Annotated in this window: 10 protein-coding genes; 7 read left to right on the top strand and 3 right to left on the bottom strand. The window is 63.3% G+C overall.

What is annotated here, in order from left to right; genetic code table 11:
- Positions 1–199 precede the first annotated feature (199 nt).
- From EH240_RS02780 to EH240_RS02765, 4 genes are all read left to right on the top strand, one after another.
- Entirely contained in the window at positions 200–1,858 is a 1,659-nt protein-coding gene (locus EH240_RS02780) for an ABC transporter substrate-binding protein (RefSeq protein ID WP_124995888.1), read from the top strand.
- Between the two features lie 149 nt (positions 1,859–2,007).
- The gene (locus EH240_RS02775) at positions 2,008–3,042 is read left to right on the top strand and encodes an ABC transporter permease (RefSeq protein ID WP_124995887.1); all 1,035 of its coding nucleotides are present in this window, start codon (positions 2,008–2,010) and stop codon (positions 3,040–3,042) included.
- 12 nt (positions 3,043–3,054) lie between these two features.
- Positions 3,055–4,212: an ABC transporter permease gene (locus EH240_RS02770; protein ID WP_124995886.1), complete on the top strand. Its 1,158-nt coding sequence runs from the start codon at positions 3,055–3,057 to the stop codon at positions 4,210–4,212.
- Between the two features lie 52 nt (positions 4,213–4,264).
- Positions 4,265–6,475: a dipeptide ABC transporter ATP-binding protein gene (locus EH240_RS02765; RefSeq protein ID WP_124995885.1), complete on the top strand. Its 2,211-nt coding sequence runs from the start codon at positions 4,265–4,267 to the stop codon at positions 6,473–6,475.
- 25 nt (positions 6,476–6,500) lie between these two features.
- On the opposite strand, the gene EH240_RS02760 is transcribed toward EH240_RS02765, so the two are convergent.
- The gene (locus tag EH240_RS02760) at positions 6,501–7,091 is read right to left on the bottom strand and encodes a transglycosylase SLT domain-containing protein (RefSeq protein WP_124995884.1); all 591 of its coding nucleotides are present in this window, start codon (positions 7,089–7,091) and stop codon (positions 6,501–6,503) included.
- 213 nt (positions 7,092–7,304) lie between these two features.
- Here EH240_RS02760 and EH240_RS02755 point away from each other — a divergent pair, with 213 nt between their 5' ends.
- Positions 7,305–8,843, top strand: a complete 1,539-nt coding sequence (locus tag EH240_RS02755; protein WP_148101143.1) for a trimethylamine methyltransferase family protein — start codon at positions 7,305–7,307, stop codon at positions 8,841–8,843.
- A gap of 67 nt (positions 8,844–8,910) precedes the next feature.
- The gene (locus EH240_RS02750; protein WP_124995882.1) at positions 8,911–11,337 is read left to right on the top strand and encodes a GcvT family protein; all 2,427 of its coding nucleotides are present in this window, start codon (positions 8,911–8,913) and stop codon (positions 11,335–11,337) included.
- A 25-nt stretch (positions 11,338–11,362) separates the two neighbouring features.
- On the opposite strand, the gene EH240_RS02745 is transcribed toward EH240_RS02750, so the two are convergent.
- Positions 11,363–11,755, bottom strand: a complete 393-nt coding sequence (locus EH240_RS02745) for a DoxX family protein (protein WP_124995881.1) — start codon at positions 11,753–11,755, stop codon at positions 11,363–11,365.
- A gap of 202 nt (positions 11,756–11,957) precedes the next feature.
- On the opposite strand from EH240_RS02745, the gene EH240_RS02740 reads away from it, so the two are divergent.
- Positions 11,958–12,446, top strand: a complete 489-nt coding sequence (locus tag EH240_RS02740) for a hypothetical protein (RefSeq protein WP_124995880.1) — start codon at positions 11,958–11,960, stop codon at positions 12,444–12,446.
- Positions 12,447–12,592: 146 nt separating this feature from the next.
- Here EH240_RS02740 and EH240_RS02735 read toward each other — a convergent pair whose 3' ends face one another.
- Positions 12,593–13,369 (bottom strand): VOC family protein, encoded by a 777-nt coding sequence (locus EH240_RS02735; RefSeq protein ID WP_124995879.1) that lies wholly within the window; start codon positions 13,367–13,369, stop codon positions 12,593–12,595.
- Between the last annotated feature and the right edge of the window lie 69 nt (positions 13,370–13,438).

Here is a 13,438-nt window from a genome sequence, read left to right as displayed (position 1 = left end):
TTGATTTAATCGACCTGTCGATTTTTCGGGAAATGTGCGGTGCACTAGCAAATTTGCGTCAAGACTGTCGCTATCACGCGAACCGGCCTCATTCCAAAGTTGCACATTCCCCAACAAGTTCCCACTCCACACCGCCTTTTGACATCGCGGTCTGGATACGGAATGTTAAAAGGCAGAAAGCCAACAATGGGAGATAGTCATGGCAATCTACAAAAGTAATAGCGACCGCGTTCCGGACCATATCCTGGCGATGGCCGAAGAGGCCAAGTCGGGCAAGGTGGACCGCCGCGAATTCCTGGCATTGGCCAGCGTCTTTGGCGCATCGACGGCAATGGCTTACGGCATGCTTGGCCTCGCTGCGCCGACCCCGGCCAAGGCCGAGGACGTGCAGGGCAAGAAGGGCGGCGTGCTGAAGGTCGCGATGTCGATCAAGGATCCCAAGGATCCGCGCACCGCCGACTGGTCGGAAATCGCCAATGCGCAACGCCAGGCGCTCGAGCCGTTGGTGAAGTACACGAAAGAGTACACCTTCCAGCCGTACCTGCTGGAAAGCTGGGACATCAACGACGACGCCACCGAGTACACGCTGCATGTGCGGCCGGGCGTCGAATGGAACAACGGCGACAAGTTCACCGCCGCCGACGTGGTCAACAATTTCACCCGCTGGGCCGACAAGGCAGCAGAAGGCAATTCCATGCCTGGACGCCTCGGCAGCCTGGTTGACGACACCACCAAGAAGCTGCGCGAAGGCTCCGTCGTCAAAGTGGACGACATGACGGTCAAGCTCAAGCTGACCAAGCCCGACATCGCCATCATCCCGAACCTGTGCGACTATCCGGCGCTGGTCGTGCACAAGACCTTCGACGAGAAGGGCGCCAACTTCAAGAACTGCCCCATCGGCACCGGTCCGTTCGAGCTCGTCTCCTACGATGTCGGCCAGAAGGTGGTCTACAAGCGCCGCGAGACCGGCAAGTGGTGGCAGGGCGAGGCTTTCCTCGACGGTGTCGAGTTCATCGATTACGGCACCGATCCGGCAGCGACGGTCTCGGCCTTCGAATCCGGCGAAGTCCAGACCAACCACGAAACGACCGCCGACTACATCAAGATAATCGCCGACGTCGGCGCTCCGGTTTCGGAAGTCGTAACCGCTGCCACCGTGGTGTCGCGCTTCAACGTCAGCCACAAGCCTTATGACAACCAGAAGGTTCGTCAGGCGATGTTGCTTGCCGTCGATAACGCCACCGTGCTGCAGCTCGGCTACGGCAATGCCGGCACGCCGGCCGAAAACCACCATGTCGCCCCGATCCATCCGGAATATGTGAAGCTGCCGGAGATCAAGCGCGATATCGCCAAAGCCAAGCAGATGCTGACGGAAGCTGGCGTGATCGATTTCGAGCACGAGCTGATCAGCAACGACGAGGACTATCACAAGAACACCACGGACGCGATCGCGGCGCAGCTGCGCGAAGCCGGCATCAAGGTGAAGCGCACCGTGCTGCCGAGCTCGACCTTCTGGAACGACTGGACGAAGTATCCGTTCTCGGAAACCAACTGGAACATGCGCCCCTTGGGCATCCAGGTCATCGCCATCGCCTATCGCTCCGGCGAAGCCTGGAACGAAACGGCCTACTCCAATCCCGACTTCGACAAGAAGGTCAACGAGGCGCTCGGGATCGCCGATGCGGAGAAGCGCAAGGTGGTGATGAAGGATATCGAGCAGATCCTGCAGGATTCCGGCATCATCATCCAGCCTTACTGGCGCAAGCTCTACATCAACATCAAGCCCGAGGTGAAGAACCACTCGATGCACCCAACCTACGAGCACGACTTCGGCAAGGTCTGGCTCGAGCAGGCGTGATCCTTCGCGCGGCAAATACGAGGGGCGCCAGCCTCTCGTATTTGCAGCTTCGTCGCCGTCGCGTATTGTGCAGCGGTGGCGGGGCCTCACAAGGTTTCCGACACAGGGTTGAACGTATCTGACCCCAACCCGGCCGGCAGGGGGCACGCATGTTCTCATTCATCGCCAGACGCATCGGCACGATACTGCTCACGATGCTGTGCCTGACGCTGGTCGTCTTCTTTCTCGTGAATCTCGAGCCCAACCTGAAGAAGCTGGCGATCAGCCAGACCGAGATGCACACATCGGCCGAGCAGCTTGAAAGCTGGCTGGTCGGCCATGGCTACCGGCAGAACTTCTTTATGCGCTACGGCCAGTGGCTGGGCATTCTGCCCAAGCAGCCGATCACGGATCCGGCAACCGGCAAGACGACGCAACGCTTCTCTTTCTGCAATGACCCGACCGTGCCGACGTTCTCCGGTGTCCTCGAAGGCGATTTCGGGTGCTCGACCAAGTTCAAGACGACGGTCGCGGCCAAGTTGTTCCCGGCGCTCGGCGCCACCGGCGTATTGATGTTCTGGGTGCTGGCGCTGATGGTGCCGGTCGCGCTGCTGATCGGCATCCTTGCTGGCATGCGCGAAGGCTCGCGCACCGACCGGACGCTCTCGGTCGCCTCGATCGCCTCGACGGCGACGCCCGAATATGTGTCGGGCGTCATCTTCACCGTCATCTTCGCGTCATGGCTCGGCTGGCTGAACGGCTCGGCCGCGTCCGCCAGCCAGGGCATCACCTTCTACAATTTCACCCTGCCGGTGATCACGCTGGCGATCTACGGCACCGGCTATATCGCCCGCATGACGCGCGCCTCGATGGTCGAGGTGATGACGCAGCAATATATCCGCACCGCCCGCCTGAAGGGCCTGTCCTTCAGCAGCGTGGTGATCAAGCATGCGCTGCGCAACGCGCTCATTGCACCGTTCACCGTCATCATGCTGCAGTTCCCGTGGTTGCTCACCGGCGTCGTCATCGTCGAGGTGATGTTCCGCTACCAGGGCTTCGGCTACACGCTGGTCGAGGCCGCGGGCAACAACGACATCGACCTTCTGCTCGGCTGCTCGCTGGTTTCGGTGTTCATCGTGCTGATCACGCAGCTCATCTCGGATGTCGGCTACGCGTTTCTCAATCCGCGTATTAGGGTTCAGTAGGGGGCAGGGCGGATGCAGACCGAATATATCAACGCCTTCGACGTCGTGGTCGGCGTGCTTTGGCGCTTCTGGCCGGTGTGGGTCGGGCTCGTCCTGGTGATGGGCGTGAGCTTCGCCTATAAGAAGAGGCTCGGCCTCTACGGCCAGCTTTTCGACAGCGGCGTCGGCATTGCCGGTGTCGGCATCTGCCTGTTCTGGCTGTTCACGGCGATCTTCGCCTCGACAGTTTCGCCCTTCGATCCGCTGGCGCAGGTGTCGATCATGAAGGACACGCTGCCCGGGGCGATCGAGCCGACTTCGAAGCTCATCTACTATTTCGGCGGCGACAAGCTTGCGCGCGACGTGTTCTCGCGCATGGTCTATGGCAGCCAGATCGTACTGATCATCGCGCCGGCGGCAACCGGCTTCGCGCTGATGGTCGGCATCACGCTCGGCCTGCCGGCCGGCTATTACGGCGGCAAGATCGACACGCTGCTGTCGTTCCTCGCCAACCTGGTGCTGGCCTTCCCGGTGATCCTTTTGTTCTACCTGCTGGTGACGCCGGGCATCATGGACACGCCGATCCCCTATGCGATGGCCGGGCTGTTCTTCCTGTTCCCGATCATCTTCTTCAGCGTGCTCTTCTGGACGCGCTACAAGAACCGGCCGGACCGCCTCTATATCCTGCTCGGTGTGACGCTCGTCGTCGGCGGCTGGATCTATTCCGGCCTGGTGTTCGACAAGGACCCGCTGAAGATCGTCCACATCGATCCCAACCAGCTCAACATCTTCGTGGCGGTGGTGTTCGCTTCCAGCCCCGGCGTGTTCCGCATCGTGCGCGGGCTGACCATGGACATCAAGACGCGCGACTATGTGGCGGCGGCGCAGACGCGCGGTGAATCGCCCTGGTACATCATGCTGTGGGAGATCCTGCCCAACGCGCGCGGACCGCTGATCGTCGATGCCTGCCTGCGCATCGGCTACACGACGATCCTGCTCGGCACGCTCGGCTATTTCGGCCTCGGCCTGGCGCCCGAAAGTCCCGACTGGGGCACTGCGATCAAGGACGCGAGCCGGTTGCTGCGCTCCTTCATCCATCCGGCGCTGCCGCCGACGATCGCGCTGATGTCGTTCGTGCTTGGGCTGAACCTATTGGCGGATTCGCTGCGCGAGCAGTCGATGAAGGATTGATGGCGGGGTCTTCGACCCGATATGCTAAAAAGAACAAGGATTGGAGCGACCCATGAATGAGGCAGTTCGAAATCCCGCCAAGCCGACCAATGGGCCGATCATCGAGATCGAGAACCTCTCGATCTCTTTCTTCACCCGCAAGGGCGAGATCCCGGCGGTGATGGACTTTTCCTGTACCGTCATGCCTGGCGAGGCGATGGGCATCGTCGGCGAATCCGGCTGCGGCAAGTCGACCGTGTCGCTCGGCATTATGCGCGACCTCTCCAACATCGGAAAGATCGTCGGCGGCAAGATCAAGTTCCAAGGCAAGGACATGGGCGAATTGTCCGAGGAGGAGCTTCGCGCCATCCGCGGCAACAAGATCGCCATGATCTACCAGGAGCCGATGGCGAGCCTCAACCCGGCCATGAAGGTCGGCCAGCAATTGATGGAAGTGCCGCTGATCCACGACAAGGTGTCGAAGGACGAAGCTTACAAGCGCGCCCTCGAAATGGTGCGCGCTGTGAGGCTGCCCGACCCCGAGCGCATGATGCGCTCCTATCCGCACCAGCTTTCCGGCGGCCAGCAGCAGCGCATCGTCATCGCCATGGCGCTGCTGTCGAAGCCGGCGCTGCTCCTGCTCGACGAGCCGACGACGGCGCTCGACGTCACTGTCGAGGCCGGCATCGTCGAACTGGTCAAGGGGCTGGGCGAGAAGTTCGGCACCTCGATGATCTTCGTGTCGCACAATCTCGGCCTCATCCTCGAGACCTGCGACAAGATCACGGTGATGTATTCCGGCGAGGCGGTGGAGACCGGCAAGATCGAGGACGTGTTCGACCGGATGCGCCATCCCTATACGCAAGGGCTGTTCCGCTCGATCCCGCTGCCCGGCGCCGACAAGAACTCGCGGCCGCTGATTTCCATTCCCGGGCAGTTGCCGCTTCCGCATGAGCGGCCGAGGGGATGCAATTTCGGCCCGCGCTGCCACCATTTCGTCGAGGGCGTCTGCAACGCGGCGGAAATCCCGATGATCGCCGTCGAAGGGCACGAGGGCCATTTCTCGCGCTGCGTGCGCTTCAACGAGATCGACTGGGAAGCGCTGCCGCCCGGCGCCAAGAAGGTCAGCGAGCGCGTCGTGCCCGGCGCGCCGGTGCTTAAGATCGAGGACCTCAGGAAGTATTACAAGGTCGGCGGCAGCGAGGTGTTCGGCTCAAGCGAAGGCCGCGTCGTCAAGGCCAACGAGACGATCTCGTTCACCGCGCGCGAGTCCGAGACGGTCGCGATCGTCGGCGAGTCCGGCTGCGGGAAGTCGACGCTCGCCAAGGTGCTCCTGGGGCTCGAGATCGCAAGCTCCGGCAAGGTGACGCTCGGCAACAAGGAGATCCAGTCGACCGGCATCGAGAGCCGCAATGTCGAGACCGTGTCTTCGATCCAGATGGTGTTCCAGAACCCGTTCGACACGCTGAACCCCAGCCACACGGTCGGCTCGCAGATCATCCGCACGCTGGAGAAGTTCAATGTCGGCAAGACGGTCGCCGAGCGGCGCAAGCGCATGCTGGAGCTGCTCGACCTGGTGAAGCTGCCCAGGGCCTTCGAGACCCGCAAGCCGCGCCAGCTCTCGGGCGGCCAGAAGCAGCGCATCGGCGTGGCGCGCGCCTTTGCCGGCGATGCCAAGGTGGTGGTGGCCGACGAGCCGGTCTCGGCGCTCGACGTCTCGGTGCAGGCGGCGGTGACCGAGCTGTTGATGGACATCCAGCGCAAGAACAAGACGACGATGCTGTTCATCAGCCACGACCTGTCGGTTGTGCGCTACATCGCCGACCGCGTCGTCGTCATGTATCTCGGCTATATCGTCGAGCAGGGCACGACGGACCAGATCTTCTCGCCGCCCTATCATCCCTACACCGAAGCGCTGCTGTCGGCGATCCCGATCGCCGACACCAGCGTGGTCAAGAAGCACATCGTGCTCGAAGGCGACATCCCGTCGGCGATGAACCCGCCGACCGGCTGCCCGTTCCAGACGCGCTGCGGCTACAAGAAGCTGGTGCCGGACAATCTGTGCGAGACCAAGGTGCCGCCGGTGAAGAACCTTGGCGACGGCCATATGAGCCTGTGCTGGCTGGCCGACGACGTGCTGGCGAAGATGGAGCCGGTCATCAAGTTCGACAAGGAGCACGCCGCCCATGAGGGCGTGCCGGATGATGCGCCGCATGGCGCTGGCCCGGGCTTTGTCGGCACGCCGCCAAAGCGTCCGCGCGGCAAGAAGCCGAAGCCGAACTAAGGGGCAGCGCGGTTCCGCGCCGCCGTCAGCTGCCGCACTGCCGTAGCTGCGTGGCGTAGTCGCGCGCCATCTGGTCGGTGGCGCGCGCGTAGCTTTGCACGCCGGCGTCGCCGCGATTGCCGCGGCCGTAGGCCGACCAGCCGAGATAATAGGCGAGATAGAGGTTGTAGGTGTCATTGCGGGCGACGCCGAAGGTGTCGACGGTCTTGGAGTGGTACCAACCGACGAAATCGATGGCGTCGGCGAAACGGCTGCGCCGCGCCGCCCAGCTGCCGGTCTCCATCTGATACTGCGACCAGGTGCCGTCGAGCGCCTGGGAGTAGCCCGCGGCGCTCGAGATGTGCGTCCAGGGAATGAAGCCGAGCAGCTTGGTGCGCGGCGGTCGGGCATTGCTCTTGAAGCCGGACTCCTTGCGCACCGTCGCCATCAGCACCGGAACGGGAATGCCGTATTTCTGCTCGGTGCGCTCGGCGGCGGACTGCCAGTTGTCGAACCAGCCGTCATTCTGGTCGAAGACGGCGCAGACATTGTTGATATGGCTGGGCGCCGTCGCGCAGGCCGAAAGCGCCAGCAGCACAGAGACAGCGACAATTTTACTAAAACTCGACCTACGCATTGGGAAACGAATAGGCCGAAATAATAAAAGGAGTCTTTCGTGCTTCCTTAACGCCGGTGCCCAGCGGGCATAAAGCTCTGTTATCGATATTTCGACTGAACGCGTCGCTTTTGTTTCCATCAGTTTAGAAATGTGCCGCCTTGGCTAAAATCACGCCGGCAAATGACGAATTCCTGACAGCCGCCGTTTCGTGCCGGCGCTCTGATGCGCGGCATGACCGAACCAAGACGAAAGCGCGGCGCCGAGCGAACCAGCAACCGGGGACCTGCCGCCATTCCCCAACTGCCGCTGCGGCGCGTGGTCAATCCTTACCCGCCGATGGCGATGCTTTCGGCCGACCAGGTCGAGGCCATCCATCAAGCCTCGATGTATATCCTGGAAAATTTCGGCATCGAGGTGATGAGCCCGCGGGCGCTTTCGCTGTTCGAGCGCGCCGGCGCCAAGGTCGATCACGGCTCGATGAATGTGCGCGTCGACCGCGGCATGGTCGACGACGCGCTGAAGACGACGCGCGCCAGCTACACGCTTACCCCACGCAACCCGGCCCGCGCCATCCATCTCGGTGGCAACACGATCAACTTCACTCTGGTCGCCGGGCCGCCCAATGTGCACGACATGGAGCGCGGCCGGCGCGCCGGCAATCTCGCCGACTACTCGGACCTCGTCCGCCTGGCGCAGCATTTCAACTGCATCCATATGCTCGGCAACCAGGTCTGCGCGCCGGTTGAGCTGCCGGCGAACTCGCGCCATCTCGACACCTATTTCGCCAATATCGCGCTGACCGACAAATGCTTCCATGTCTCGGCGATAGGCCGCGGCAGGGCGCTGGACGGCATCGAGATGATGGCGATCTCGCGAGGACTGACGCTGGAGCAGATGTCCGAGGATCCCGGCGTCACCACCATCATCTCGGTCAACTCGCCGCGCCGCTTCGACGAGATGATGTCCGAGGGACTGATGACCATGGCCGAGTTCGGCCAGTCGGTGGCGGTGACGCCGTTCACGCTGATGGGGGCGATGAGCCCGGTGACGCTGGCCGGCGCGCTGGCGCAGCAGAACGCCGAGGCGCTGTTCGGCGTGGTGCTGACGCAACTCGTGCGGCAGGGCGCGCCGGTGATGTATGGCGCTTTCACCTCCAATGTCGACATGAAGTCGGGCGCGCCGGCCTTCGGCACGCCCGAGAACACCAAGGCCAACATCGCCTCCGGACAGTTGGCGCGGCGCTATAATCTGCCGTACCGCACGACGCCGGGCTCGGCCTCCAATGCCGCCGACGCGCAAGGCGCCTATGAGACGCTGATGGCGCTGTGGGGCGCGGTGCTCGGCCACGGCAACCTCGTCTATCACGCCGCCGGCTGGCAGGAGGGCGGGCTGACGGCGTCATTCGAGAAGCTCATCATCGATGTCGAGATGATGCAGCACATGATGGAATTCCTGCGGCCGATCGTGGTCGATGAGGCAGAGCTTGCGGTCGAGGCGCTGGGCGCGGTGCCGACCGGGGGCCATTTCTTCGGCGAGCCGCACACGCTGGAGCGCTACGCCACCGCCTTCTACCAGCCCATGCTTTCCAACTGGCAAAATTACGAGGCATGGCAGGAGGCCGGCGCGCTGGATGCGACGGCGCGTGCGACGCGGCTCTGGAAGAAAGCGCTGGAGGAGTACGTCCAGCCGGCCATGGATCCCGCCGCTCGCGAGGCGCTCGAAGCCTATATCGCGCGCCGCAAGGAAGCGATCGGGCAGGGTGAGCCGTGAGTTCCTTGGCGCTGCCCTTTCCGATTCACTCTATCTCTCCAACTCACTGAAATAACGAGAAGAACTCATGAAGTCGCATGCAAAGGTCGTGGTCATCGGCGGCGGTGTCGTCGGATGCTCGGTGCTGTTCCATCTTGCCCGCCACGGCTGGACCGACGTCGTGCTTCTGGAGCGCGATGAGCTGACCTCGGGCTCGACCTGGCATGCGGCGGGCGGCATGCATACCATCAATGGCGATCCCAACGTCGCCAAGCTGCAGAAATACACGATCTCGCTCTACAAGGAGATCGAGGAGCTTTCCGGCCAGGCGACCGGCGTGCATCTGACCGGTGGCGTGCTTTTGGCGGCGACCGAGGCGCGGCTCGACTGGCTGCGCGGTGTCGTCTCCAAGGGCCGCTATCTCGGCATCGACCTCGAGGTGATCTCCGCGAAGGAAGCGGCCGAGCTGATGCCGCTCATCGATCCAAGGCAATTCGTCGGCGCTGTGCGCAACAAGGAGGACGGTCATCTCGACCCGTCCGGCGTCACGCATGCCTATGCAAAGGCGGCCCGGAAGCTGGGCGCCGAGGTCGAGCGCTTCACCAAGGTCGAGGACATCGTGCGCCGTCCGGACGGACTGTGGCGCGTCATCACCAACAAGGGCGAGGTGGTGGCCGAGCATGTCGTCAATGCCGGCGGGCTGTGGGCACGCGAGGTCGGCCGCATGGTCGGGCTGGAACTGCCGGTGCTGGCGATGGAGCACATGTACCTGATCACCGAGGACATGCCGGAGGTCGCCGACTGGAACAAGAAGACCGGCACCGAGATCATCCATGCCGTCGATTTCGACGGCGAGCTGTATCTCCGCCAGGAGCGCGGCGGCATGCTGATGGGCACCTATGAGAAAGCCAACAAGCCATGGTCCGAATTTTCCACGCCGTGGAATTTCGGCCACGAGCTGCTGGAGCCGGACATAGACCGCATCGCGCCGTCGCTGGAGGTCGGCTTCCGCCATTTCCCGGCCTTCCAGAACACCGGCATCAAGCAGATCATCAACGGCCCCTTCACCTTCGCGCCGGACGGCAATCCGCTGGTTGGGCCGGTGCGCGGCCTGCCGGGCTTCTGGGTCGCCTGCGGCGTCATGGCGGGTTTTTCGCAGGGCGGCGGCGTTGGCCTCGCGCTTTCCAACTGGATGATCGAGGGCGATCCCGGCGCCGATATCTGGGCGATGGACGTGGCGCGTTACGGCGACTGGGCGACGATGGCCTACACCAACGCCAAGGTGCGCGAGAATTATTCGCGTCGCTTCTCGATCCGTTTCCCCAACGAGGAACTGCCGGCCGGGCGCCCGCTCAAGACGACGCCGGTCTACGACGCGCTGTCCGCCAAAGGCGCGCAGTGGGGCGTGGCCTACGGGCTGGAGGTGCCGCTGTGGTACGCGCCGGAAGGCGTCAGGGACGAGTTCTCGTGGCGGCGCTCGAGCGACTTCGACCATGTTGCGAAGGAGGTCGCCGCCGTTCGGGACGGCGTCGGCCTGTCGGAGATTTCGAGCTTTGCCAAATACAGGGTGACGGGCCAGGGCGCCGCGGCATGGCTCGATCAGATGCTCGCCTGCAAGCTGCCCAAGCCCGGCCGCTTGACGCTGGCGCCGATGCTGAAAGAGGACGGCAAGTTGATCGGCGACTTCACGCTGGCCAACATCGGTGACGAGGAGTGGTTCATCGCCGGCTCCGGCGTTGCGGAGCAGTACCATATGCGCTGGTTCGAGGCGCATCTGCCGAAGGACGGCTCGGTGCGCATCGAGGCGCTGGGCCAGAGGCTCACCGGCCTCGCCATCGCCGGGCCGAAGGCGAGGGAGATGCTGGCGAAGGTAACCCGGGCGGATGTCTCCAACGCCGCGTTCCCGTTCATGGCCGTCGCCAGGATGGATATCGGCATGGCGCCGTGTCTGGTCGGCCGCGTGAGCTACACCGGCGATCTCGGCTATGAAATCTGGGTGGCGCCTGAATATCAGCGCGCCGCTTACCAGGCGCTGATGGCGGCCGGCGAGGAATTCGGCATCGGCCTGTTCGGGTCGCGCGCGCTCAATGCGCTCAGGCTGGAGAAGAATTACGGCTCATGGGCGCGCGAATACAGGCCGATCTATGGGCCGCTGGAGGCCGGGCTCGACCGCTTCGTCGCCTATGGCAAGGAGGCCGATTTCATCGGCAAACAGGCGGCGCTTGCCGAGCGCATGCACGGCGGCAAGCTCAGGTTGCGCGCCTTTATCGTCGACGCGGACGATGCAGACGTCATCGGCGACGAGGCGATCTGGCATGACGGCGTCGTGCGCGGCTGGGTCACCTCGGGCGGCTATGCGCACAATTCAAGAAAACCGGTCGCCATGGGTTATGTGCCGAAGGAAATCGCCGACGAGGTCGACGGCTTCGAGATCGAGCTTCTGGGCAAGCGCCATGCGGCGCGCGTTCAGGCGGCGCCGCTGTTCGATGCCAACTTCGAGCGGATGCGCGCCTGACATAGGCGCGCATCGCCCGAAAGCTTCAGGCGCTGCGGCGGTTGTCCAGCGCGAAAGTGCCGGCGCCCGCGAACACCAGATAGAGGAAGATGAAGCAGAAGGAGATCGCCGAATCGCCGCCATTGTTGACCGGAAAGAAGTCGCGCGGCATGTGCGCCATGAAATAGGCGATCGCCATCTCGCCGCAAAGCAGGAACGCCACGGGACGGGTGAAGAGCCCCAGCGCCAGCAGGACGCCGCCGGCAAATTCGAGGATACCGGACGTCAACGCAAGTCCGGTCAACGATTCAGCATGGGCGCCGGCAGGAAAATTGAACAGTTTCTGGGTGCCGTGCTCGGTGAACTGCAACGCGGTCATGATGCGCAGCACGCCCAACGCCTGGGGACGGTATTGGGCAAGGCTTTCGAAAAGCTTCATCTAAGACTCCATTTTACCCCTTCAGAACCGGCCATAAATTATCGCCCGACAATGGACCACTCACTTCCGATGGCCTGCCGTCAAAAATCGGTGATGGGATGGTCCCGGTTCACCACCAAATTTGTTCTCTTTCTGGTTGCATTGGTATCGCCATGGTTGTATTGGTGTGTAGATACTCCAAACCATCTGGGTCACCTTTGCCATGAAGAAAGCCGTCATCAGCCTATTCGCATTGCTTGCAGGCACGGGCTTCGCCATCGCCGGCGACGCCGGTTGTGACGCCTTCAAATGGCCGGTGACGCGCGAGCAGGCCCTGTTTCCGGCAGCCCCCGCCGCGCAGTCCGGCGCTGCCCTGACAGTCGGGCAAGCGACAAATTTCGCACTTGCGGCGGTCGACACGATCAGCTTTGAAGTGCCGCCGGGACATACGCAGGCAGCCGGCACGTTCGGCGCGACGGCAAGCGTGACCGTACCATCTGAAGGCGAGCTCCAGTTCAGCCTGTCCGACGAGGCCTGGATCGATGTCGTCCAAGGCGGCCATGCAGTGAAGTCGGCGGGCTTCAGCCGCGCCAAGACCTGCCCGGACATTCGCAAGAGCGTGCGTTTCAAGCTGTCCGCCGGTCCGGCCACCGTTCAGCTCAGCGGCGCCAGGAAAGCCGACCTCAAAATGGCGGTGCTGACGCCGGAGTAAAGGTGTGATGTCGGCGGGAAAGCGCCCTCACTGTCCTGCCAGTCCTCCGCAGCAACTGCGGAGGCTGGCCGACATCTCCCCGCGAGGGGCGCCACGAGGGGAGATCGGCTGTGGCTGCCGGTTTCGCCAATCGCGACGCGATGTTGTTACCGCACCGGGGCCAGCAGCGCGAAATGCGCGCCTTGCGGGTCTTGGCACTGGACGACCCACTGCGCGCTCGGCACCTCCATCGGACCCATCAGGATCTTGCCGCCATTGTCGGCGACGCGCTTGGCGGCGGCATCGATGGCGTCGACATTGAAGTAGAACAGCCAGACCGGGACCGGGATCTGCGGCGGCTTGTTCATCATGCCGCCGCCCGATTCCGGGCCGGCGCCGAAGGTCTGGTAGATGCCCATCTCGCCCATGTCGAACTGGCCAGCGCTCTCCCAGCCGAACTGGCCGGAATAGAACTCGAAAGCCGCTTTCCAGTCCGAGGTGTAGAGCTCGTGCCACCCGACATGGCCGGGCGTGGTCGCGGGCACCGGCGGCTGCTCGGGCTGGTTGGGCTGCAGGAACATGAAGGTCGCCCCTTGAGGATCGGCAACCACGGCGAAGCGGCCGACGCCCGGAATATCATCGGGCGCGCGGTGAACGGCGCCGCCAGCCTCCTTGAGCGCCTTCGTCGAGGCGTCGACGTCCTTGGTGTAGATATAGCCCAGCCAGGCCGGCGACATGCCCATCTTGGCGGCGTCTTCCGGGAGGGTCATCAGCCCGCCGACCCCGCGCACGCTGGAATTCATCACGATGTAGCGGGGCATGCCCGGCGTCTTGTCGAAGGGCTCGGCCCTCCAGCCGACAACGGCGGCGTAGAAGGCCTCGGCGGCGTCGAGGTCGGTGGTCATCAGCTCGTACCAGAAGAAAGGTTGGGGGGAATTCGGCATGGTCGGTCTCCTCACCGGTTCAGGCAGCGATCGCGGTTCGATCCATCTCAGGACGATCCCGGCGACAGA

The sequence above is a fragment of the Mesorhizobium tamadayense genome (genome assembly GCF_003863365.1).
Classification (GTDB): Bacteria; Pseudomonadota; Alphaproteobacteria; order Rhizobiales; family Rhizobiaceae; genus Mesorhizobium; species Mesorhizobium tamadayense.
The sequence above is the reverse complement of the archived record's forward strand: the minus strand, read 5'-3'. Positions and strand labels throughout refer to the sequence as shown.